Genomic DNA, 21,048 nt, shown 5'->3' on the forward strand with positions numbered 1-21,048 from the left:
GACCTCTCCCTGAGCCTTGCTGCGAACCCGGATTGTTTGCCGAATGACGATCAATGGCTGCCGGAGTGACCGAAGCCGCCTGCGCCACGCTGACTTTCGTCAAACGCTTCAACCAGTTCGAAGTGCGCCTGTACCACAGGCACCAGCACCAGTTGTGCAATGCGCTCGCCCACCGCAATGTTGAAGGCGGTCTGGCCACGGTTCCAGCAGGACACCATCAGCTCGCCTTGATAATCGGAGTCGATCAGGCCCACCAGATTACCCAGGACGATGCCATGTTTGTGACCCAGGCCGGAGCGCGGCAGGATCAGCGCGGCAAGGCCCGGATCGCCGATGTAAATCGACAGTCCGGTAGGGATCAGCAGGGTCTGGCCGGGCTCGAGGACCGTGTCCTCCTTGAGCATGGCACGCAGGTCCAGACCAGCCGAGCCGACAGTGGCGTAGGCCGGGAGCGGGAATTCGTTGCCAATGCGAGGGTCGAGGATCTTGGCTTGTAGAGCGTGCATTCGTAGTTAAACCTGATTCATGCGTTCGGCGATAAAAGTGATCAGCTGGCGAGCAATCTTGGCCTTGCTGGTCTGAGCGAAAAGTGTTGCGTGCAACGCCCGGTCAATCACGCTGCAAGCGTTCTCTTCACTGTTGAAACCGATGCTGGGATTAGCGACATCGTTGGCGACAATCAGGTCGAGGTTCTTGTCCTTCAGTTTGCGCGCGGCATAGTCGAGCAGGTGCTCGGTCTCGGCGGCGAAGCCGACACTGAAGGGGCGGTCCGGGCGGGTTGCGATGGTCGCCAGAATATCCGGATTACGGACCATCTGCAGCAGCAAGCCATCACCGTTTGAAGGATCTTTCTTCAATTTGTGCGGGGCAACAACTTCCGGGCGGTAGTCCGCCACCGCTGCCGAGGCTATGAACAGGTCGCAGGGGATGGCTGCTTCACAGGCTGCCAGCATGTCGCGGGCACTGACGACATCGATGCGCGAGACGCGATCCGGTGTCGGCAGGTTGACCGGGCCGGTGATCAGCGTGACGCGCGCCCCGGCTTCAACAGCCGCTTCGGCCAGCGCAAAACCCATTTTTCCCGAGCTGTGGTTGGTGATGTAGCGCACTGGGTCGATGTTTTCCTGGGTCGGGCCTGCGGTGATCAGTACATGCTTGCCCGTCAGGCTCAGACGCTGAAAACAGTCGGCTGCGCACTGGGCCAGATCGTCGGCTTCCAGCATCCGCCCGAAGCCGACATCGCCACAGGCCTGGCTGCCGGAGGCTGGCCCGAACACACGAAAGCCACGTTCCTCAAGCAGTCGGGTGTTGGCCTGCACGGAGGCATCACGCCACATCGCCTGATTCATCGCCGGTGCGATGGCGACCGTGGCATCGGTGGCCAGCACGATGGTGGTCAGCAAGTCGTTGGCGATGCCTTGCGCCAGACGCGCGATCAGGTCGGCAGTGGCCGGTGCCATGAGGATCAGGTCGGCCCATTTGGCCAGTTCGATATGGCCCATCGCCGCTTCGGCGGCCGGATCGAGAAGATCCAGATGCACTGGATGCCCGGAAAGGGCCTGCATGGTCAGAGGCGTTATGAATTCTGCTCCGCCCTTGGTCATGACGACACGTACTTCAGCGCCCTGATCGCGCAGGCGGCGGACCAGTTCAGCGCTCTTGTAGGCCGCGATGCCGCCGCCGACGCCAAGAACGATGCGTTTTCGATACAGCCGCTGCATAGACCTGCCTTTTTGGTCGAGTGAATACGCGACGGCCATGACGCCTCCCCAGGCCAGATCGTCGCGCAAAAAAGATGGGCTAAGATAGCACAGCGACCGCAGTGGAACAGCGGTGCCCAACCACATGGAGGTGCTATGAGTATTCGCAGTTGGCCCGCGGCCGAACGCCCGCGGGAACGCTTGTTGAAGCTGGGGGCGGCGAGCCTTTCGGATGCCGAATTGCTGGCGATCTTTTTACGCACCGGCGTGGCCGGAAAAAGCGCCGTAGACCTGGCGCGTCACCTCTTGAATCAATTCGACGGGCTCAGATCGTTACTGGATGCTGATCAGCCCGCTTTCACCGCTCAACTGGGGCTGGGACCGGCAAAATTCGCTCAGTTACAGGCCGTCATGGAGATGGCGCGCCGGCACATGGCCGAGTCATTGCGCCGCGATTCAGCGCTGGAAAACCCGGCCCAGGTGCGCAACTACCTCAAGGCCCAGCTTCGACACGAGCCGCATGAAGTCTTCGCCTGCCTGTTTCTCGATAATAAGCACCGGGTCATGACCTTCGAGATCCTGTTTCGCGGGACGATCAATGCGTCCTACGTGCACCCACGTCAGGTAGTGAAGCGGGCGCTGGCGCACAACGCCGCCAGCCTGATCCTCTGCCACAACCATCCCTCGGGCATTACAACGCCCAGCCGCTCCGACATCGACCTGACCAAGCGCCTCAAGGAAGCGCTGTTGCTGGTCGATGTTCATGTGCTGGACCACGTGATCGTGGGCGACGGCGAGCCGCTGTCGATGGTGGAGCGCGGGTTGATGTAGCACCCACGCTCCGCGCTCATCGTGGTACACAAGTCCTGAAGAACCCGGAAATGGGCGTTCAGGCTTATGCCCGGTTCGCTCCACGCCAATTACGCAAAGAGGCCCAGGGCGGTATGGCGGCTTATTTGACCTGGACCTTGTAGAAGTCCTGCCTCCCGAACGGGCTGACCTGATAGCCCGTCACGTCCTTGCGTACCAAGGCTGCAGCGGTTGGGTGAGCAAGAGGAATCCACAGCGCCTGTTGCTGTATCTGCTGCTGAGCCTGGTGGTACAGCTTGCTGCGTTCAGCCTGATTGCTGATGGACTTGCCGTCGTTTATCAGCTTGTCCAGCGTCTTGTTGCAATAGCGGGCGAAGTTGGTGCCCGACTGCACGGCCGCACATGAGAACTGCGGAGTCAGGAAGTTATCCGGATCGCCATTGTCACCCGCCCAGCCCATAAACAGCAGGTCATGCTCACCGGCCTTGGCGCGCCGAATCAACTCGCCCCATTCAATGATCTTGATCTCGGCGTCGACGCCGATCTTTTTCAAATCAGCCTGCAGCAGTTGAGCGCCCAGACTCGGGTTCGGGTTCAGCAGGCTGCCGGAAGGTCGCGTCCAGATAGTGGTCTTGAAACCTTCCTTCACACCGGCCTTGGCCAGCAGCGCCTTGGCCTTGGCAATGTCCTGCGGATAGCCGGGCAGGTCTTTGGCATAGCTCCAGGTGTTGGGCGGATAAGGTCCATTGGCTGTCTCGGCGGTGCCTTCGAACACGGCTTTCAGGTAGTTGGCCTTGTCGAACGCCAGATTGATGGCCTGACGAACTTCCGGTTTGTCGAACGGCGGGTGCTGGCTGTTGATCGCGACAAAGGCGGTCATGAACGCTTCGGTCTTCTCGACCTTGAGCGAGTCGTCCTTGCTGGCTGCCTGAATGTCCAGTGGCTTGGGCGACAGTGCTATCTGGCATTCATCTTGACGGATTTTCTGCAACCGCACATTGGCGTCCGGGGTGATGGCATACACCAGCGTGTCGACATCGGACTTGCCCGCAAAGTAGTCCTTGAACGACTCATAACGCACCACGGCATCCTTCTGGAAGCGCTTGAACACGAATGGTCCGGTACCGATCGGCTGACTGTTGAGCTTTTCCGGGGTGCCTGCTTTCAACAGCTGAGCGGTATATTCCGCCGAATAGATCGAGGCAAAGCCCATGCTCAATGTGGCAAGGAAGGTCGAGTCTGCTCGATTGAGGGTGAAGCGCACGGAGTGCGCGTCAGGCGCTTCGATATTTTTGATAAGGGCGGGCAGTTGCATGGATTGCGCGTGCGGGAAGCCGCTCTGGGCAATCTTGTGCCACGGGTTCTGCGGGTCGAGCATGCGCTGGAAGCTGAACAGCACGTCATCGGCGCTCAGATCGCGGGTCGGCTTGAAGTAGTCCGTGGTATGGAATTTTACCCCCGAGCGCAGCTTGAAGTCGTAAGTCAGTCCGTCTTCGGACACACTCCAGCTTTCTGCCAGGCTCGGGACCAGCTTGCCGCTCTTGGCATCGAAGTCCACGAGGCGGTTCATCAGCACGTCGGCTGATGCATTGGTTGTGGTCAGCGAGTTGTACTGCACAACGTCGAAACCTTCAGGGCTGGCCTCGGTGCAGACAGCAAGGGTCGATGCCTGAGCGGCAATCGGAAGCAATAGCGGAACAAGCAAAAAAGGGAGTGCAGCTAGGCGCATGGCGTTATTTCCTGTTCAGAAGGGCCCCATCTGCCGGCGCAGTCTGGTGAGGGACTAACCCTAGACCATGTATTGGCGTAGAACAATCGTCACGGTGCGACGAGCGGTCGATTTGCCTGTACCCCCGCATTGCTTGAGCATAGCGCCGCACAGGGCGGATTCATTCGGCCTGAAGTGCTTTGCCTGTTGTTGCGGCAAAGGCTTTCTGGTATAAAGCAGCGCTCTTTTCTAGGGGCCCGGTTCCTTCACTGTAGGTGTAGCCGGTAAGACCCTTAAAGAAACGCGGCGCCTGGCGCCAAATGACTGAGAGATTAAGCGGCCAACCCATGCCGGGTTGGGCATGTGGTTTTAGAGGGCTGAGGCATGTCGAGAGTATGTCAAGTTACCGGTAAGGGTCCGGTGACTGGGAATAACATTTCCCACGCAAACAACAAAACCCGTCGTCGTTTCCTGCCAAACCTGCAGCATCACCGCTTCTGGGTTGAAGGCGAGAAGCGTTTTGTTCGTCTGCGCGTATCTGCTAAAGGCATGCGTATCATCGACAAGCGTGGCATTGAAGTTGTGCTCGCTGAACTGCGTCGCGACGGCAAAATTTAAGGGAGAAAATCATGCGTGAATTGATCCGTTTGGTGTCGAGCGCTGGTACAGGCCATTTCTACACCACCGACAAGAACAAACGTACTACCCCGGATAAAATCGAAATCAAAAAATTCGATCCGGTTGTACGTAAGCACGTGATCTACAAAGAAGGCAAAATCAAGTAATTGATTCTGTCGGCTACAAAAAACCCCGCTTCGGCGGGTTTTTTTGTGCCTGTGCTCCTGACGTAGCTGCCAGCAGTACCCAGGCAGCCAAACGCCCGGCTATGCGCCGGGCGTTTCAAGCACGAAGCTGCTGTCGTGCCGCGAAGATGTGCGCTTCTGATCAGCCAAAGCTGAAGCCGGACACCAGACCAGCCTTGTCGACATTGACGTTCAGTCGATTCGGGTTGAGGTCGTGGGTAGTCATGTCGCCAGGGCCGAGCACCTTCTGAAGACCGGTAATTTCGCTGATGTAGGCTTTGACGGTAGGTACATAGCGGCTGCCTACAAGGTACTGAAGTGTCTGGGTGATAACTTCGTTGGTCATGTTCAAAATCCTTTTTTTGAGTGAATGTCCCTTACTTGACACGCTCAGAATCCCTCAGAAAGCCCTGAATGACGCGGTACTTATTTATGTGCATCCCCTTCAAACACCACATAAATCTTGCGGCATGTTTCCAGCACCTCCCAAGTCCCTTTGAAGCCCGCCGGAATCACAAAACGATCGCCTGCGCGCAGAGTTTTGGCATTGCCCTGCTCATCGCGCAGCACTGAAACGCCCTGCACGATCTCGCAATACTCATGCTCGGAATAATTCACCTGCCACTGCCCTGGCTCGCCATTCCAGACGCCTGCGCTCATCTGGCCGCAGGGGCTGTTGTAGTGGTTGTAGAGGGTTTGCGCCGGATCGCCCTTGAAGACTTTTTCCGGTGCGGGCCGATAGTGCTCGGCGGCGGTGCTGGCTTCGCTGAAATCGACGATGCTTTCGATGCTCATGTTGGCCCCTTCTTGAGTGCGTTGACGTTTTGACGAGCGAGCGAGGCGTTAGTGCCTTGGTCGTGAGCAGGTCTGTTTAATAAAATCAACAGAAAAGCCGATTAAAGGCTGTCTGTGTCAAATATATTGGTTTTCCAAGGCCGCTGGTTTAGGGTGATGACCTTCCTGAAAAATTTCAGATTGTGTCTTTAATCAACCATGACACACCCACATTCAACAAGAGGAGGACATGCAAATGACCACCCTGACTCGTGCTGACTGGGAACAACGCGCCCAGAATTTGAAGGTCGAAGGCCGTGCCTTCATTCAAGGGGAATATACCGCAGCTGCCTCCGGCGAGACGTTTGATTGTGTCAGCCCGGTCGATGGCCGGTTGCTGGTCAAGGTCGCCAGTTGCGACGCCGCCGACGCCCAGCGCGCCGTAGACAGTGCGCGCAGTGCCTTTGACTCGGGAGCCTGGTCGCGGCTGGCCCCGGCCCGGCGCAAGGAAACCATGATCCGTTTCGCAGGGCTGCTCAAGCAAAACGCCGAAGAGCTGGCCTTGCTTGAGACCCTGGACATGGGTAAACCGATCAGCGACTCGCTCGGTGTCGACATACCCGGCGCTGCCAGAGCGTTGAGCTGGAGCGGAGAGGCCATCGACAAGCTGTATGACGAAGTCGCCGCAACGCCCCATGACCAGCTTGGTTTGGTCACACGCGAACCGGTGGGTGTCGTGGCCGCCATCGTGCCGTGGAATTTTCCGCTGATGATGGCCTGCTGGAAGCTGGGTCCTGCGCTGTCCACCGGCAACTCCGTCATCCTGAAACCGTCCGAGAAGTCTCCGCTGACCGCCATTCGCATTGCGCAGCTGGCCATTGAGGCGGGTATTCCTGCAGGCGTACTCAATGTACTGCCGGGCTACGGCCATACCGTCGGCAAGGCGCTGGCACTGCAGATGGACGTGGACACTGTGGTGTTTACCGGTTCGAGCAAAATCGCCAGGCAACTGATGATCTATGCGGGCGAATCGAACATGAAGCGCGTCTGGCTGGAAGCCGGTGGCAAGAGCCCTAATATCGTCTTTGCCGACGCCCCGGATCTGCAGGCCGCCGCCGATGCAGCCGCCAGCGCGATTGCCTTTAATCAGGGCGAAGTCTGCACCGCCGGCTCGCGGCTGTTGATCGAGCGCTCCATCAAGGATCGTTTCCTGCCGATGGTGATTGAAGCGCTGGCCACCTGGAAACCCGGCAACCCGCTTGATCCTGCAACCAACGTAGGCGCACTGGTTGATACGCAGCAGATGAATACCGTGTTGTCCTACATCGAAGCGGGCCATGCTGACGGTGCCAGGCTGGTGGCGGGCGGCAAGCGCGTTCTCCAGGACACCGGCGGCACCTACGTCGAGCCGACCATTTTCGATGGGGTGAACAACGCCATGAAAATCGCTCAGGAGGAAATCTTCGGCCCGGTGCTCTCGGTGTTGACGTTCGACAGCGCCGAGGAAGCGATCCAGATCGCCAATGACTCGCCGTATGGTCTTGCCGCCGCAGTGTGGACCGCGAACATTTCCAGGGCGCATCTGACTGCCAGAGCTTTGCGCGCAGGCAGTGTGTGGGTCAACCAGTACGACGGCGGCGACATGACCGCGCCGTTCGGCGGCTTCAAACAATCGGGCAACGGCCGCGACAAATCGCTGCACGCATTCGACAAATACACTGAGCTGAAATCCACCTGGATCAAGTTGTAAGGCGCAACCTTTACGCTTGCTCCAACATTGGGGCGCGAGGAGCGATAGCTGTCTGGCGCTATCTAATTGCGGCCTCTAATAGCGGCTTCCACAACCGCTTCCAGTAGCCGCTCTTCGCTGAAAGTGAAATCACCATACTGTGCAATTGCGATACAGGTCGAAAGTCCTTGAAGCGCAGCATCGGCGGTGCCCCCTGCCTGCAGTTCGATAGACTTCTTCGCGAAGAATTCCGCAGGCCCCGTTTTACCTGTGCATTTCAATGACAGAATCAGCTTGTCCAATGTGACCAGCAATTCAGAGGTCTCACTCACCATGGAACTCCCCTTGTTTTTCATGCATGCCAGCGCGGAGCATTGGCACGATAGGCATTTCAGGATTTGTACAGGGCGATAAGCGCGTAGCGCAACGCCGAGCAGGAGTTTGAAAATGCGTTGGGGTACTTATTTTGCCGTACTGGCGTCGGTGCTGGGTGTCGGTCTGGCAATGGGCGTCAGCATGCCGCTGGTTTCATTGCGGCTGGCAGGCTGGGGCTATGGCTCGTTTGCCATTGGCATCATGGCGGCGATGCCCGCGGTGGGCGTGCTGCTCGGCGCGGCGCTGGCCAGTCGTCTGGCAGCGCGCTTCGGCACGGCCAGGCTGATGCGTCTGTGCCTGTGGGGCGGGGCCGTGTCGGTCGGTGCGCTGGCGCTGCTGCCGTATTACGGCATCTGGTTGATCTTGCGTCTGGCGCTGGGTGTCATTCTGACCATTGTCTTTGTGCTGGGTGAAAGCTGGATCAATCAGCTGGTCATCGAGCGTTTGCGCGGGCGGCTGGTCGCGCTGTATGGCAGCACCTACGCATTGAGCCAACTGGCTGGTCCGCTGTTGCTGGGCGTTATCGGCACTCAGGCCGACTATGGTTTCTGGATCGGCGTGTTGCTGCTGGTCGGTTCTCCGTTCCTGCTTTTGGGACGCACGGGTGCGCCTTCGACCGAGTCCTGCAACGTAACGTTTGCCGACCTGTTCGGGTTCTGTCGCGGCATGCCCGCCATCGCCTGGGCGGTCGCCCTGTTTGCTGCGTTCGAAGCGCTGATTCTGACGCTGTTGCCGCTCTACTGCATACGCCACGGCTTTACCCCGGAAATTGCCCTGATCATGGTCAGCGTGGTGGTGGTCGGTGACGCATTGCTGCAATTGCCGATCGGCATGCTCGCTGACCGCATCTCGCGGCGCGCGATGTTTAGCGGATGCGCCGTCTTGTTGCTGGCGTCCAGTCTGCTGGTGCCACTGCTGATCGACAGCGTTCTGATCTGGCCGCTCTGGACCGTATTCGGTGCCAGTGCAGGCGGGCTTTTTACCCTGTCGCTGATCCTGATCGGCGAGCGTTACCGCGATGATTCACTGGTCCGCGCCAATGCGCATGTCGCTCAGTTGTGGGGCATCGGCTGCCTGCTGGGCCCGTTGATAGCGGGCGCTGGCAGTCAGTGGGTCAGCGGTGAGGCATTGCCGCTGATGATGGCGGCGGGTGCCTTGGGCCTGCTGATTCTGATCAGGCGGCGCGGAGCATTCGGGGACGCCCAGGCTGCGCCCGCTTAAAGCATTCTTTCAAGGCCGATGGCGCGACTCATCCATGCGTTGAAACGCCTCCACCAGTCGCCCGGTTCGGTGTGCAGCGTATGGGTCTGGCCATTGTCTTCGGTCACCCACACCACTTTGCCGTCCTCAAGCTTCGCCTCGTAGGTGAGTGACGGGGCCATGCCCTGCAGCGTCAGTTCGCGCAGCTCTTCGGCCAGTTGCGGACTGTCGACCAAGACGCCGACTTCGGTGTTCCACAGCACAGAGCGCGGGTCGAAGTTGAATGAGCCGACAAAGACTTTTTGCCGGTCGAAAATCATCGCCTTGCTGTGCAGGCTTGATTCTGAGCTGGCCAGCGAGCTGCTTTTCTTGAACAAATGCGGGCCGCTGCCGCGCATGGTCTCGGTATCACCCGGCTGACGGCGCAGCTCGAACAGTTTTACACCATGCTCCAGCAACGCCTTGCGGTAAGGCGCATAACCTCCATGCACGGCAGGCACGTCAGTGGCTTCGAGAGAGTTGGTCAGCAGGCTGACGTTGACGCCCGCGTCGGCACGGCCAGTCAGATAAAGCAAACCTTCGTGGCCCGGTACAAAGTAGGCCGAGATCAGCATCAGTTCCTTGCGAGTGTTCAGCAGTTCGGGGGCCAACTGCGTGGTCAGCAGCAGATGCGGATCGGGATCGCCCTGCGCCAATACTTTGGTCGGTGCGTCCCACAGTGCCTGGTTATGCGCCCAGACCAGCTCGTTCAGCCAGGTTTTCATGCGTGGTTGAGTCTTGTAGGCCATCAACCGCTCATAAAGCGCCTTGTGTTGCTGATGCGCCTGTTCCAGCGAATCGTCCAGTCGCTGCCGGGCCTCGGCCAGATCCTCGCCGTCCGGCAGGAAATACATGAACGCATCGATAGGCTTGCTGAGCGTGCTGTTCCAGTATTGATCGAAGCTGTGACCGAGCTGCTCGGCGACCGGCCCCACGCTCAGCATGTCGATATCGGTGAAGTTCAGGTTCGGTTCGGCGTCGAAGTACTCATCACCCAGATTGCGTCCGCCAACGATGGCCACGCTGCCGTCGGCCAGCCAGAGTTTGTTGTGCATGCGCCGGTGCTGACGCGACAGGTTCATCAAGCGCCCGAGGCTGCGCGTGATGCCGGTCTCGCGACCCAGGTTTTGCGGGTTGAAGAGGCGGATCTGAATGTTCGGGTGGGCGGCGAGTGTGGCGATGGCCTGGTCCAGCCCGTCGCTGGTGGTGTCGTCCAGCAGGATGCGCACACGAACGCCACGGTCTGCCGCCTTGAGCAGTTCATCGATCAGGGCGCGTGTGCTCAGGCCATCGTGGACGATGTAATACTGCAGGTCGAGGCTGCTTTTGGCGTTACGGATCAGTTCGGCGCGCGCCTTGAAGGCATCGCTGCTGTCAGGCAGCAGGCGGAAGCCGGAACGGCCTTCGTGCGGCATGGCCATGGCCTGAATCGAGCGGCCGAACGCAGAACCCGAAGGCGGCATGACCTGGCTTGGCTCGCTGGCGATTTGCTGGTGTGCGCAACCGCTGACGCACAATGCAACCAGCAGGCAAAAGGGCAAGGCCCATGAGTTGTTCAAATGTGTTTTCCGCGTCTGGACATGGCTCGACTTGGCGATAAGACCTGCAAAACCGGGAAAGATTTGCCAGCGTCAGTCAGTTTGCGCATTCAATAGCGCAATGGTCTCGCCGACGATACGCACGGCGTTCTCGATTTCACGGTCCGGCTTGGCCGCGAAGTTCATGCGCATGCAATTGCGGTACTTGCCCGAGGCCGAAAAAATACTGCCCACGGCGATCTGTACGCCCTTGCCCAGCAAGGCTCGATTCAGGCGCAGCGTGTCGAAGCCTTCGGCCAGCTCCACCCAGAGCATAAAGCCTCCTTGCGGGCGGCTGGCGCGGGTGCCCTCGGGGAAATAGCGCATCACCCAGTCGATCATCTGGTCGCGACTGCGCTGGTACTGGGTACGCATGCGTCGCACATGCGGCTCGTAGTGGCCGGCTTCGATGAAGTCAGCGATAGCCAACTGCGGCTGCGGAGCAGTCGAGCCCGTGCCGATGTATTTCATGTGCAGTACCTGCTCCAGATAACGTCCCGGCGCTACCCAGCCAATCCGCAGTCCTGGTGCCAGCGTCTTGGAAAACGAGCTGCACAACAGGACACGGCCGTCTTCATCAAAGGATTTGATGGTGCGCGGGCGAGGGTAGTTGTAAGCCAGATCGCCATACACATCGTCTTCGATGATTGCCACATCGAACCGTTGTGCCAGCGTCAGCAGCGCACGCTTGCGAGCTTCGGGCATGACGTAACCCAGTGGGTTGTTGCAGTTGGGGGTCAGCTGGATGACCTTGATCGGCCACTGTTCCAGCGCCAGCTCCAGCGCTTCGAGGCTGATGCCGGTCAGTGGGTCGGTGGGGATTTCCAGTGCTTTCATGCCCACGCCTTTCAGCGTCTGCATGGCACCGAAAAAGCTTGGCGAGTCCACCGCCACAATGTCGCCCGGCGAGCAGATGGCCCGAACACTCGCCGACAGGGCTTCATGGCAGCCATTGGTGACGATCAGGTCATTGGCGGTCAGGTTGCAGCCCGAGTCGAGCATCAGCCTGGCAATCTGATCGCGCAGTCTGCGCACGCCGTAAATGTTGTCGTAATAAAGCCCCGGCATGTCCTGATGGCGACTCAACTGGCTCAGGGCGCGCATCAACGGTTTCAGGGTGGGGCTGGTGACATCCGGCATGCCACGTCCCAGTTGCGTGACGGCTTCGAGAGGTGCCACGCGAATCAGGTCCAGCACCTGATCCCATTGAGAGATATCCACAGGCCGCTGGACAGGTCGCCCGACAGCAGGCAGCGCGGGGGCTGCACGACTGCTCGATACGAAATAGCCGGATTTGGGTTTCGGCGACGCCAGACCGTTGTCTTCCAGCACCCGGTACGCCTGCTGCACGGTGCTCAGGCTGACGCCGTGTTCGACACTTAACGCGCGTACCGATGGCAAGCGGTCGCCGGGGCGATAGAAGCCGTTTTCGATCCGCGAGCCGAGCAGTTCGGCGAGGTTGACGTAGAGCGTCATGACGTACTCTCAGGTTGTGCAGGATGTAGAGCAATACAGATTGGGCAAAAATATAGCATTCAGAGCGGTTTTTGCATCTTCTGTATGGAAAATATAATGGAATTTTGAATCTGTAATGGTTTTGCCGCCCGCTTCATCATAGACCCATACCCAACCAGGATGAGGGAATTGCAAATGAACGGGTTCAGCGATGTGCGCCTTGCGCTTCACAGCCAGGAACTGAATGACTATCGGCCAACTGCGGTCAGGACGATTCGTTCGAACAAGGCCGATCTGCTGGCAGGCATGGGCCGCTGGGCACTGTACCGGCACCGCTGGACTTCCCGTCGCACCTTGCTGGAAATGACGGACGATCAATTGCGCGATATCGGGCTGGATTTCCGGCAGGCGCGGATCGAAGCGATGAAACCGTTCTGGAGGCCCTGAGTCTCCTCAGCGCAGCTCTTTCAGTCGGTGCCAGAGCATGCCCAATGCCAGCAACGGCGAGCGCAAGTGCTTGCCGCCCGGAAAGGTCATGTGGGGCACCCTGGCGAACAGCTCGAAGCCATCGCTGTGTTGCCCGGCGATGGCTTCAGCCAGCAACCGGCCTGCCAGATGTGTGGCGTTGAGGCCGTGGCCCGAGTAGGCCTGAGCGTAGAACACATTGGAGTGCTGCTTGAGCCGGCCGATTTGCGGCAGGCGATTGGCACCGATACCGATCATTCCGCCCCACTGGTAGTCGATTGCCACGCTGGCCAGTTGCGGGAACACATCCAGCATCTTCGGTCGCATGTAGGCGGCGATATCCTGCGGGTCACGGCCCGAGTAATGACAGGCACCCCCGAACAGTAAACGTCGGTCGGCTGACAGCCGGTAGTAATCCACCGTTACCCGCTGATCACAGACCGCCATGTCCTGCGGCAACACTTCACGGGCCTGGGTCTCGCTCAAGGGTTCGGTCGCGATAATGTAGCTGCCTGCAGGCAAAACCTTGCCGCTGATTTCCGGATTCAGGTTGTTGAGGTAGGCGTTGCAGCCCAGCACGAGTGTTTTCGCCAGCACTGATCCATGTGCCGAATGCACTTTGACCTGCGGACCGTAGTCGATCTTCGTCACCGCAGTGTGCTCGAACAACTGAACGCCCAGTGACTGCGCAACGGCAGCTTCACCCAAGGCAAGGTTCAACGGATGAAGGTGCCCGGAGCCCATGTCGATCAGGCCGCCGACGTAGCGATCGGAGCCCACCACATCGCGCATCTGATCCGGTTGCAGCAACTTCAACTCATGGCGGTAGCCGAGGCTGCGCAGCTCTTGCGCATCTTCGGCAAGGTGATGCAGATCACGCGGCTTGTTGGCCAGATCGCAATAACCCCATTTCAGGTCGCAATCGATGCCATGTCGTTCGATACGCTGACGCACGATCTCGACAGCCTCGATGCCCATCAGCTTCAGTTGCCGCACGCCATCGCTGCCGATGACGCTGGCAAATTGTTCGACGCCATGACCGACCCCGCGAATCAACTGGCCGCCATTACGCCCGCTGGCACCCCAACCGATTTTGCGCGCTTCAAGCAGCGCAACACTCAGCCCGCGTTCGGCCAGTTCGATGGCGGTATTGAGGCCGGAAAATCCGCCGCCCACCACGCACACGTCAACTGACACTTCGCCTTGCAGCGCAGGGTGATCCGGTTGCGGATGGCTGCTCGCGGCGTAATAAGAGGCAACATGCCGGTCGTCGTGAAGCGTCGGGTGCCGAACGCGGGCGTTCATGAGTGGGTCCTGTTGGCGGGGGAAGGCGTGTCGGGAGGATAAGCCGCTGTCATGAGCCTGCCAACTGGGGCAAACTCTGCGCATTGTGCAGGAATGGTCGATTCAATGAGTTGTAACCGTCAGAAAATAAGTGATCTGCGCCGCCATATCCCTTCGTTCGAGTGTGTGCCAGGCTGCCATGACTGCTGCGGTCCGGTCACGACCTCGCCCGAAGAAATGTCGCGCCTGCCGCGCAAGACTGCCGTGGAGCAGGAAGCGGCGCTCAATGAACTCAACTGTGTGCACCTCGGCCCGCAAGGCTGCACCGTGTATGACGAACGCCCGCTGATTTGCCGTCTGTTCGGCACCACCGAAAGCCTGCCATGCCCGAATGGCCGTCGCCCGGTCGAGCTGATTCACCCTCGGGTCGAAAAACAGATTCATCAGTACATGGCCTCGACCCGGCAGGTACTGGTCTAGGCGTTGTGCGTAAGGTAGCTGTTTTTGCCTTGCCCGACCTTTGCTCGCCGACTTTTCGCAATGCGCCCCGGATCAGTCGGCAATCGGCAGGTTCAGGCTCTCTTTCACTTCCTCCATCACGATATAGCTCTTGGACTCGCGCACATGGGGCAGCTTGAGCAGGATATCGCCCAGCAGCTTGCGGTAGGAGGCCATCTCGGAAATGCGCGCTTTGACCAGGTAGTCGAAGTCGCCCGATACCAGATGGCACTCCAGTACGTGCGGGAGCTTCAACACGGCCCGGCGAAACTCTTCAAAGGTGTCGCCAGACTTGTAGTCCAGACTGATTTCCACGAACACCAGCAGACTGGCCTTCAGGCTTTGCGGGTTCAGGCGGGCGTTGTAACCCATGATGATCCCCTCGCGCTCCAGCCTGCGAACCCGTTCGGTACATGGCGTGGTCGAGAGGCCTACCCGCTCGCCCAGTTCGGTGAACGAGATACGTCCGTCTTCCTGAAGGATGCGCAGGATATTGCGGTCGATCTTGTCCAGTTCACGATTTGACTGGTGTTGAGTGCGCATGGGTGGTTTCCCCTCTACCAAAGCGTTTATCGCCGGGAATAAACGCCAAATATAGATGTTTATACAGTGAGAAGCACTGCCCATTGCTCAATATACTGCGCACAATCTTGCTTAAAACTTCAAAACGTCAGCGGATATCCGCGATGAGGTCATCGACATGCGCGTTCTGGTCCTTGGAAGTGGTGTAATCGGTACAACCAGTGCTTATTATCTGGCGCGTGCCGGTTTCCAGGTGACCGTCGTCGACCGTCAGCCTGCCGCCGCGATGGAAACCAGTTTTGCCAATGCCGGTCAGGTCTCGCCGGGCTATGCATCGCCATGGGCGGCACCCGGTGTTCCGCTGAAGGCGATCAAATGGTTGTTGCAGCGTCATGCGCCATTGGCAATCAAGGCCACGGCCGATATTGACCAATACCTGTGGATGGCGCAAATGCTGCGCAACTGCACGGCCAGCCGCTATGCCGTCAATAAAGAGCGCATGGTGCGCCTGTCCGAATACAGCCGTGACTGCCTCGATGAACTGCGCCTGGAAACCGGCATTGCCTACGAAGGGCGCTGCCTGGGCACCACTCAGGTGTTCCGTACTCAGGCGCAACTGGACAATGCCGCCAAGGACATTGCCGTGCTCGAGCAGTCAGGCGTTCCTTATGAATTGCTGGATCGCGACGGCATTGCCCGCGTCGAGCCTGCGCTGGCCGGTGTGACCGGTATCCTCAGCGGCGCACTGCGGCTGCCCAACGACCAGACCGGCGATTGCCAGCTGTTCACCACGCGCCTGGCAGAAATGGCCGTGGCGCTGGGTGTCGAGTTCAGGTACGGGCAGAACATCGAACGCCTTGACCAGGCGGGTGACCGTATCAAGGGCGTATGGATCGACGGCAAGCTGGAAACCGCCGACCGTTATGTGCTGGCGCTGGGCAGTTACTCTCCGCAACTGCTCAAGCCGCTGGGCATCAAGGCCCCGGTCTATCCGCTGAAGGGTTATTCGCTGACAGTGCCGATCACTGACCCTGCGATGGCACCGACGTCGACCATTCTCGATGAAACCTACAAAGTTGCCATCACCCGCTTCGACAACCGGATCCGGGTCGGTGGCATGGCGGAAATCGCCGGGTTTGACCTGTCGCTCAACCCGCGCAGGCGCGAAACACTGGAGATGATCGTCGGTGACCTCTATCCTCAGGGCGGCGACCTGGCCCAGGCCAGTTTCTGGACCGGGTTGCGTCCGACCACTCCCGATGGCACACCGATTGTGGGTGCAACGCCGTTGCGCAACCTGTTCCTCAATACCGGCCATGGCACACTGGGCTGGACGATGGCGTGCGGTTCCGGCCGCTTGCTGGCAGACCTCATTGCCCGCAAGACACCCCGTATCAGTGCCGAAGGTCTCGATATCTCTCGTTACGGCAACACTCAGGAGAATGCACAGCATGTCAATCCAGCGCCAGCTCACCAATGAGCGCATGAGTCAGGTCGTTGTCCACAATGGCACCGTCTATCTGTCGGGCCAGGTCGGCGATGACATGACCGCAGGTGTCGAGCAACAGACCCGAGAGATCCTGAACAGTATCGAGCGCCTGCTCGACCTGGCCGGCACTGACAAGACCCGTATTCTGTCGGTCACGATCTACCTGAAAGACATCGACGCGCATTTTGCCGGTATGAACAGCGTCTGGGACAAATGGCTGCCCAAGGGGTTCGCGCCTGCACGTGCAACGGTCGAGGCCCGACTGTGCGAGCCGGAAATCCTCGTCGAGATGTCGGTTGTCGCTGCGTTGCCTTGATACTGCTGTGCCCGATGCGTTTCCGGCGTCGGGCTTTTTCGACCCTTTTCACTCCTTCAGGCAAGAAACGTCATCATGCGTCCAGCCCGCGCCCTTATCGATCTTCAGGCACTGCGTCACAATTACCAACTGGCCCGTGAGCACTGCGGTGGCAAGGCGCTCGCGGTCATCAAGGCCGATGCCTATGGCCACGGTGCGACACGTGTTGCCCAGGCACTGGAGGCGCAGGCCGACGGCTTCGCAGTGGCCTGCATCGAAGAAGCGCTCGAGTTGCGTGCGGCAGGCATCCGCGCACCCGTTCTGCTGCTCGAAGGTTTTTTCGAAGCCGATGAGCTGGCTCTGATTGTCGAGCACGACTTCTGGACGGTCGTACATTCGACCTGGCAACTGGAGGCCATCGAACAGGCGCACCTCGGCAAGCCGATTACGGTCTGGCTCAAACTCGATACGGGCATGCATCGTGTCGGTCTGCATCCGTACCAGTATCAGGCGGCCTATGAGCGGCTGCTGGCAACCGGCAAGGTGGCGCGAATCGTTCTGATGAGCCACTTCGCGCGCGCCGATGAGCTGAACAGCGGATGCAGTGATGAACAGTTCGCCGTATTCGAGGCTTTTCGCAAAGGCCTGGCAGCAGAAACCAGCCTGAAAAACTCTCCGGCCGTTCTGGGCTGGCCGCATATCCCGAGTGACTGGTCGCGCCCCGGCATCATGCTTTACGGCGCCACGCCGTTTGGCCAGCCACACCCGCTGGCAGACCGCCTGCAACCGGTCATGATCCTGGAATCAAAGATCATCAGCGTGCGTGAATTGCCCGCCGGTGAAGCCGTGGGCTATGGCGCGACATTCGTTTGTGACCAGCCGTTGCGTATCGGTGTGGTGGCCATGGGTTACGCCGATGGCTATCCGCGTCATGCGCCGACCGGCACGCCGGTGCAGATCGATGGCCAGCCCTCCCGGCTGCTCGGGCGCGTGTCCATGGACATGCTTTGTGTCGACCTGACGTGCGTGCCGCAAGCCGGGCTTGGCAGCCGTGTCGAGTTATGGGGCCGGCAGGTGCTCGCCAGTGAAGTAGCCTTGCAGGCTGAAACGATTCCCTACGAAATCTTCTGCAATCTGCGGCGCGTTCCGCGCATCTATTCCGAAGACTGATTGAGCCCCCTGTCTGCCAGGCCGCTGTATGTCTGGTGTCTGTCGAAGTGTTGTAAATATCGAACGCTGTTGCCATGATGGCGTTCATCTCGACTAGACCTTACAGAAACCGGGGGAATATCGCATTGGACGTGGGTGAACGACTGCAATCGATCCGCAAGCTCAAGGGCCTTTCCCAGCGTGAACTCGCCAAGCGCGCAGGCGTGACCAACAGCACCATCTCCATGATCGAAAAGAACAGCGTAAGCCCGTCGATCAGCTCGCTGCGCAAGGTGCTCGGCGGTATTCCCATGTCCATGGTCGAGTTCTTCTCGGAAGAAACCGTGCCGGAAAACGCTGCTCAAGTGGTGTACAAGGCCAGCGAGCTGATAGATATCTCGGACGGCGCAGTGACCATGAAGCTGGTCGGCAAATCGCATCAGGGCCGCGCCATCGCCTTTCTTACCGAAACCTATCCGCCGGGTGCCGACACCGGTGAGGAAATGCTCGTCCACGAAGGTGAAGAAACCGGCATTCTCGTTGAAGGGCGCCTTGAGCTGGTGGTCGGGCTCGACACGTACGTGCTGGAAGCAGGTGACAGCTATTATTTCGAAAGCACCCGGCCACATCGCTTTCGCAACCCGTTCGACGTTGCTGCACGATTGATCAGTGCAGCAACGCCTGCCAACTTCTGACCCGCCCCCTTGCAGAGTGACGTGTGAAACTGACCAGCAGGATTCTGACCTTTGCGGGCGCTCTGACGTTCTGCGCGCTCGATGCTCAGGCAGCCGACAGCGCGCGATCTTCCGACGACATCATTGCCGCCCATTGCGTCGCCTGCCATAGCGTCGGCCTGCTCAACGCACCGAAGATCGGTGATACAGCGGCCTGGGAAGAACGGGCCCGTCAAAAAGGCGGTCTTGATGGATTGCTCGCCGGCACCATCAAGGGCCTCGGCATCATGCCGCCGAAGGGCACCTGCGGCGATTGCACCGACGACGAATTGAAGAGCGCCATCCGGAGCATGTCCGGGCTGAAGTGAGGTGCACCCTTGCGTGGTAATGCATTTCGTGACGCTCCGCGTCACCTCATGCTGGACGCAGAGGGTCCTGAACGATGGGCGTGGCGAGCATGCAACGCTTTCGCTCCGTCATCGGTCCAACCTGCACTTAATAACAATTCAGGAGCGCTGGGATGCCGTATTCCTGTTCCATCGAGCACGCTGTCGATCACGTTCTGGCGCAACTGCCCGAGCATATCCACCTTGGCATGCCACTCGGGCTTGGCAAGCCCAACAGGTTCGTCAACGCGCTGTACCAGCGCATCAGCCGGATGCCTGAGCGACGGCTGACGATCTATACCGCGCTGACACTGGGGCGGCCAACACCGGGAGAGGGTTTGCAGGCGCGGTTTCTGGAACCGTTTCTGGAGCGGGTGTTCGGTGATTACCCCGAGCTGGAGTTTCTGGCCGCGCTGCGGCGCGACAAACTTGCGCCCAACGTTCGCGTGCAACAATTCTTCATGCAGCCGGGCAGCCTGCTGAACAGTGAGTCCGCCCAGCAAGACTATGTCAGCAGCAATTACAGCCATGCCGCCCGCGACATCAACGCCAACGGTCTGAACCTGGTTGCGCAACTGGTGGCCCGTGATGATCAGCGGCCGGGCACGTTGAGCCTGAGTTGCAACCCCGACGTGACTCTCGACCTGCTGCCCATGATCGCCAGGCGCCGCGCTGCCGGAGAAACCATTCTAATGCTTGGCCAGGTTCATGCCGACCTGCCGTACATGCCGGGTGACTCTGAGCTGGACGTCGAGGCCTTTGACCTGCTGATCGACGCAGATGAGTGCAGCACATTGTTTTCCACCCCGAACATGCCGGTAGGCTATCAGGACCACTTGATCGGTCTGCACGCCAGCACACTGGTGCGTGACGGCGGGACCTTACAGATAGGCATCGGCTCGATGGGGGATGCACTGACCGGCGCACTGCTGGCCCGGCAGGCCGATAACGAAACCTGGCGCGGTCTGCTGGCCGAGTTGAACATGAGTAACTGGCAGACCCTGATCGATCGGGAAGGCGGTGTTCAGCCGTTCGCCACGGGCCTTTACGGTTGCAGCGAGATGTTCGTCAATGGCCTGCTGGTACTCGCCGATGCCGGGATCGTGCGGCGCAAAGTGTATGCCGACGCAGAGCTGCAACGTCTGGCCAACATGGGCACGCTGGATGAAGACGCCCATCCCGATGGCGTGGTCGTGCACGGCGGATTCTTCCTTGGCCCGCGCAGTTTCTATGAGCGATTGCGCGAGCTGCCCCGCGAGCGGCTGGCGCAGTTCAACATGACCGCAATCAGCTACATCAACGAGCTTTACGGTCAGGAAGAACTCAAGCGCCTGCAACGTCGCGATGCACGCTTCATCAACAGTGCTTTCACTGTCACCCTGATGGGCGCAGCCGTGGCCGATCAACTGGAAGATGGCCGAGTGCTCAGCGGTGTGGGCGGCCAGTACAACTTTGTCGCGCAGGCCCACGCGCTGGAGGGCGCTCGCTCGATCCTGATGCTGCGCAGCTGGCGTGAATCGGGCGGTGAGGTCAGCTCCAACATTGTCTGGCAGTATGGCCACACAACGATCCCCCGGCACCTTCGCGATATTGTCGTGACCGAATACGGCATCGCCGATCTGCGCGGTCAGACCGACGCCACGGTAATTGAGCGCATCCTGAACATCACCGACTCGCGGTTCCAGTCCGGCTTGATCGAGCAGGCACAAAAGGCCGGAAAGTTGCCCAGGGATTTCAGCCTTGATCCACGCTTCACAGAAAACACTCCGGAACGCCTCAAGGACACGGCATCGCGCTATCCGTCACTGTTTACCGAATACCCGCTGGGTTGCGACTTTACAGCCGAAGAGCGCGACTTGTTGCGAGCGTTGAACTGGCTGAAAAGCAAACTGAAACTCACCGAAATTCTCGAACTGGGCAAAGCCACCCTCGACGCGCCGGACCCTGACGCTTTCCCGGAGCACTTGCAACGCATGCAGCTTGATCAGCCTCAGGGCTTGCGTGAAGAGTTGTATCAACGGCTATTGCTGGCCGGGCTGCAGAACACCAGCGGCCTGACGGGCTAGAACCCCGAAACGAGTGGTCGCGGGCAACGACGATCCGTTGCCGGCGATCG

23 protein-coding genes are annotated in these 21,048 nt (G+C 59.4%); 13 read left to right on the forward strand and 10 right to left on the reverse strand.

Annotated elements, in window-relative coordinates; all coding sequences use genetic code 11:
• Window positions 1-50: 50 nt before the first annotated feature.
• Both dut and coaBC read right to left on the reverse strand, forming a co-directional pair.
• Window positions 51-506 carry a dUTP diphosphatase gene (gene dut, locus MME58_RS00755; protein ID WP_005731629.1) on the reverse strand — a complete coding sequence of 152 codons (456 nt, stop codon included), beginning with the start codon at window positions 504-506 and terminating at the stop codon, window positions 51-53.
• Between the two features lie 6 nt (window positions 507-512).
• A complete protein-coding gene (gene coaBC / locus MME58_RS00760; RefSeq protein WP_054984690.1) occupies window positions 513-1,721 on the reverse strand; it encodes a bifunctional phosphopantothenoylcysteine decarboxylase/phosphopantothenate--cysteine ligase CoaBC in 1,209 nt (402 codons plus the stop codon).
• A gap of 135 nt (window positions 1,722-1,856) precedes the next feature.
• On the opposite strand from coaBC, the gene radC reads away from it, so the two are divergent.
• Window positions 1,857-2,531: a RadC family protein gene (radC, locus tag MME58_RS00765; protein WP_054984691.1), complete on the forward strand. Its 675-nt coding sequence runs from the start codon at window positions 1,857-1,859 to the stop codon at window positions 2,529-2,531.
• A 121-nt stretch (window positions 2,532-2,652) separates the two neighbouring features.
• Here radC and MME58_RS00770 read toward each other — a convergent pair whose 3' ends face one another.
• Window positions 2,653-4,239, reverse strand: a complete 1,587-nt coding sequence (locus MME58_RS00770) for an ABC transporter substrate-binding protein (protein WP_054984692.1) — start codon at window positions 4,237-4,239, stop codon at window positions 2,653-2,655.
• Window positions 4,240-4,602: 363 nt separating this feature from the next.
• On the opposite strand from MME58_RS00770, the gene rpmB reads away from it, so the two are divergent.
• Together rpmB and rpmG are read left to right on the forward strand one after the other, a co-directional pair.
• Window positions 4,603-4,836, forward strand: coding sequence for a 50S ribosomal protein L28 (gene rpmB, locus MME58_RS00775; protein WP_002551514.1), 234 nt, complete (start codon window positions 4,603-4,605; stop codon window positions 4,834-4,836).
• A gap of 11 nt (window positions 4,837-4,847) precedes the next feature.
• The gene (rpmG, locus tag MME58_RS00780) at window positions 4,848-5,003 is read left to right on the forward strand and encodes a 50S ribosomal protein L33 (protein ID WP_002551515.1); all 156 of its coding nucleotides are present in this window, start codon (window positions 4,848-4,850) and stop codon (window positions 5,001-5,003) included.
• A gap of 160 nt (window positions 5,004-5,163) precedes the next feature.
• Here the strand turns inward: rpmG and MME58_RS00785 are convergent, their stop codons facing one another.
• Window positions 5,164-5,367, reverse strand: a complete 204-nt coding sequence (locus MME58_RS00785) for an I78 family peptidase inhibitor (RefSeq protein ID WP_054984693.1) — start codon at window positions 5,365-5,367, stop codon at window positions 5,164-5,166.
• 80 nt (window positions 5,368-5,447) lie between these two features.
• Entirely contained in the window at window positions 5,448-5,816 is a 369-nt protein-coding gene (locus MME58_RS00790; RefSeq protein ID WP_054984694.1) for a cupin domain-containing protein, read from the reverse strand.
• A gap of 235 nt (window positions 5,817-6,051) precedes the next feature.
• On the opposite strand from MME58_RS00790, the gene MME58_RS00795 reads away from it, so the two are divergent.
• On the forward strand, window positions 6,052-7,545 hold the full coding sequence (locus MME58_RS00795; protein WP_055005637.1) for an aldehyde dehydrogenase: 1,494 nt from the start codon (window positions 6,052-6,054) through the stop codon (window positions 7,543-7,545).
• A 62-nt stretch (window positions 7,546-7,607) separates the two neighbouring features.
• Here MME58_RS00795 and MME58_RS00800 read toward each other — a convergent pair whose 3' ends face one another.
• Window positions 7,608-7,859, reverse strand: a complete 252-nt coding sequence (locus MME58_RS00800) for a hypothetical protein (protein WP_054984695.1) — start codon at window positions 7,857-7,859, stop codon at window positions 7,608-7,610.
• A 112-nt stretch (window positions 7,860-7,971) separates the two neighbouring features.
• Here MME58_RS00800 and MME58_RS00805 point away from each other — a divergent pair, with 112 nt between their 5' ends.
• A complete protein-coding gene (locus tag MME58_RS00805; protein ID WP_054984696.1) occupies window positions 7,972-9,120 on the forward strand; it encodes an MFS transporter in 1,149 nt (382 codons plus the stop codon).
• On the opposite strand, the gene MME58_RS00810 is transcribed toward MME58_RS00805, so the two are convergent.
• On the reverse strand, window positions 9,117-10,697 hold the full coding sequence (locus MME58_RS00810; protein ID WP_055005623.1) for a phospholipase D family protein: 1,581 nt from the start codon (window positions 10,695-10,697) through the stop codon (window positions 9,117-9,119). The two genes, MME58_RS00805 and MME58_RS00810, sit on opposite strands and share 4 nt — an antisense overlap.
• A 72-nt stretch (window positions 10,698-10,769) precedes the next feature.
• Window positions 10,770-12,191 (reverse strand): aminotransferase-like domain-containing protein, encoded by a 1,422-nt coding sequence (locus tag MME58_RS00815; protein ID WP_055005622.1) that lies wholly within the window; start codon window positions 12,189-12,191, stop codon window positions 10,770-10,772.
• Between the two features lie 174 nt (window positions 12,192-12,365).
• On the opposite strand from MME58_RS00815, the gene MME58_RS00820 reads away from it, so the two are divergent.
• Window positions 12,366-12,617, forward strand: coding sequence for a DUF1127 domain-containing protein (locus MME58_RS00820; protein ID WP_054984699.1), 252 nt, complete (start codon window positions 12,366-12,368; stop codon window positions 12,615-12,617).
• 6 nt (window positions 12,618-12,623) lie between these two features.
• Here the strand turns inward: MME58_RS00820 and MME58_RS00825 are convergent, their stop codons facing one another.
• Window positions 12,624-13,940, reverse strand: coding sequence for an NAD(P)/FAD-dependent oxidoreductase (locus MME58_RS00825; RefSeq protein ID WP_055005621.1), 1,317 nt, complete (start codon window positions 13,938-13,940; stop codon window positions 12,624-12,626).
• Window positions 13,941-14,045: 105 nt separating this feature from the next.
• Between MME58_RS00825 and MME58_RS00830 the strand changes: the two genes are divergently transcribed.
• On the forward strand, window positions 14,046-14,399 hold the full coding sequence (locus tag MME58_RS00830; RefSeq protein ID WP_055005620.1) for a YkgJ family cysteine cluster protein: 354 nt from the start codon (window positions 14,046-14,048) through the stop codon (window positions 14,397-14,399).
• A 72-nt stretch (window positions 14,400-14,471) separates the two neighbouring features.
• Here MME58_RS00830 and dadR read toward each other — a convergent pair whose 3' ends face one another.
• Window positions 14,472-14,960: a transcriptional regulator DadR gene (dadR, locus tag MME58_RS00835; RefSeq protein ID WP_054984702.1), complete on the reverse strand. Its 489-nt coding sequence runs from the start codon at window positions 14,958-14,960 to the stop codon at window positions 14,472-14,474.
• Window positions 14,961-15,117: 157 nt separating this feature from the next.
• Here dadR and dadA point away from each other — a divergent pair, with 157 nt between their 5' ends.
• The 6 genes from dadA (at window position 15,118) to MME58_RS00865 (ending at window position 20,998) form a co-directional block, all read left to right on the forward strand.
• Window positions 15,118-16,419, forward strand: a complete 1,302-nt coding sequence (dadA, locus tag MME58_RS00840; protein WP_055005619.1) for a D-amino acid dehydrogenase — start codon at window positions 15,118-15,120, stop codon at window positions 16,417-16,419.
• Entirely contained in the window at window positions 16,391-16,744 is a 354-nt protein-coding gene (locus MME58_RS00845) for a RidA family protein (protein ID WP_055005618.1), read from the forward strand. The genes dadA and MME58_RS00845 overlap by 29 nt, the downstream gene beginning before the upstream one ends.
• Window positions 16,745-16,819: 75 nt before the next feature.
• Window positions 16,820-17,893, forward strand: coding sequence for an alanine racemase (gene alr / locus MME58_RS00850; protein ID WP_055005617.1), 1,074 nt, complete (start codon window positions 16,820-16,822; stop codon window positions 17,891-17,893).
• Between the two features lie 125 nt (window positions 17,894-18,018).
• On the forward strand, window positions 18,019-18,567 hold the full coding sequence (locus tag MME58_RS00855) for a cupin domain-containing protein (RefSeq protein WP_054984706.1): 549 nt from the start codon (window positions 18,019-18,021) through the stop codon (window positions 18,565-18,567).
• A gap of 23 nt (window positions 18,568-18,590) precedes the next feature.
• Window positions 18,591-18,914 (forward strand): c-type cytochrome, encoded by a 324-nt coding sequence (locus MME58_RS00860; RefSeq protein ID WP_054984707.1) that lies wholly within the window; start codon window positions 18,591-18,593, stop codon window positions 18,912-18,914.
• A 152-nt stretch (window positions 18,915-19,066) separates the two neighbouring features.
• Window positions 19,067-20,998: an acetyl-CoA hydrolase/transferase C-terminal domain-containing protein gene (locus MME58_RS00865; RefSeq protein WP_055005616.1), complete on the forward strand. Its 1,932-nt coding sequence runs from the start codon at window positions 19,067-19,069 to the stop codon at window positions 20,996-20,998.
• The last annotated feature ends 50 nt before the right edge of the window (window positions 20,999-21,048 follow it).

This window comes from Pseudomonas syringae pv. tagetis, assembly GCF_022557255.1.
GTDB classification, from domain to species: Bacteria; Pseudomonadota; Gammaproteobacteria; order Pseudomonadales; family Pseudomonadaceae; genus Aquipseudomonas; species Aquipseudomonas caricapapayae.

What these genes read in the sequence shown, in the direction of transcription:
- dut (WP_005731629.1), bottom strand. Translation starts at nt 506, where the DNA reads ATGCACGCTCTACAAGCCAAGATCCTCGACCCTCGCATTGGCAACGAA.
- coaBC (WP_054984690.1), bottom strand. Translation starts at nt 1,721, where the DNA reads ATGCAGCGGCTGTATCGAAAACGCATCGTTCTTGGCGTCGGCGGCGGC.
- radC (WP_054984691.1), top strand. Translation starts at nt 1,857, where the DNA reads ATGAGTATTCGCAGTTGGCCCGCGGCCGAACGCCCGCGGGAACGCTTG.
- MME58_RS00770 (WP_054984692.1), bottom strand. Translation starts at nt 4,239, where the DNA reads ATGCGCCTAGCTGCACTCCCTTTTTTGCTTGTTCCGCTATTGCTTCCG.
- rpmB (WP_002551514.1), top strand. Translation starts at nt 4,603, where the DNA reads ATGTCGAGAGTATGTCAAGTTACCGGTAAGGGTCCGGTGACTGGGAAT.
- rpmG (WP_002551515.1), top strand. Translation starts at nt 4,848, where the DNA reads ATGCGTGAATTGATCCGTTTGGTGTCGAGCGCTGGTACAGGCCATTTC.
- MME58_RS00785 (WP_054984693.1), bottom strand. Translation starts at nt 5,367, where the DNA reads ATGACCAACGAAGTTATCACCCAGACACTTCAGTACCTTGTAGGCAGC.
- MME58_RS00790 (WP_054984694.1), bottom strand. Translation starts at nt 5,816, where the DNA reads ATGAGCATCGAAAGCATCGTCGATTTCAGCGAAGCCAGCACCGCCGCC.
- MME58_RS00795 (WP_055005637.1), top strand. Translation starts at nt 6,052, where the DNA reads ATGACCACCCTGACTCGTGCTGACTGGGAACAACGCGCCCAGAATTTG.
- MME58_RS00800 (WP_054984695.1), bottom strand. Translation starts at nt 7,859, where the DNA reads ATGGTGAGTGAGACCTCTGAATTGCTGGTCACATTGGACAAGCTGATT.
- MME58_RS00805 (WP_054984696.1), top strand. Translation starts at nt 7,972, where the DNA reads ATGCGTTGGGGTACTTATTTTGCCGTACTGGCGTCGGTGCTGGGTGTC.
- MME58_RS00815 (WP_055005622.1), bottom strand. Translation starts at nt 12,191, where the DNA reads ATGACGCTCTACGTCAACCTCGCCGAACTGCTCGGCTCGCGGATCGAA.
- MME58_RS00820 (WP_054984699.1), top strand. Translation starts at nt 12,366, where the DNA reads ATGAACGGGTTCAGCGATGTGCGCCTTGCGCTTCACAGCCAGGAACTG.
- MME58_RS00825 (WP_055005621.1), bottom strand. Translation starts at nt 13,940, where the DNA reads ATGAACGCCCGCGTTCGGCACCCGACGCTTCACGACGACCGGCATGTT.
- MME58_RS00830 (WP_055005620.1), top strand. Translation starts at nt 14,046, where the DNA reads ATGAGTTGTAACCGTCAGAAAATAAGTGATCTGCGCCGCCATATCCCT.
- dadR (WP_054984702.1), bottom strand. Translation starts at nt 14,960, where the DNA reads ATGCGCACTCAACACCAGTCAAATCGTGAACTGGACAAGATCGACCGC.
- dadA (WP_055005619.1), top strand. Translation starts at nt 15,118, where the DNA reads ATGCGCGTTCTGGTCCTTGGAAGTGGTGTAATCGGTACAACCAGTGCT.
- MME58_RS00845 (WP_055005618.1), top strand. Translation starts at nt 16,391, where the DNA reads ATGTCAATCCAGCGCCAGCTCACCAATGAGCGCATGAGTCAGGTCGTT.
- alr (WP_055005617.1), top strand. Translation starts at nt 16,820, where the DNA reads ATGCGTCCAGCCCGCGCCCTTATCGATCTTCAGGCACTGCGTCACAAT.
- MME58_RS00865 (WP_055005616.1), top strand. Translation starts at nt 19,067, where the DNA reads ATGCCGTATTCCTGTTCCATCGAGCACGCTGTCGATCACGTTCTGGCG.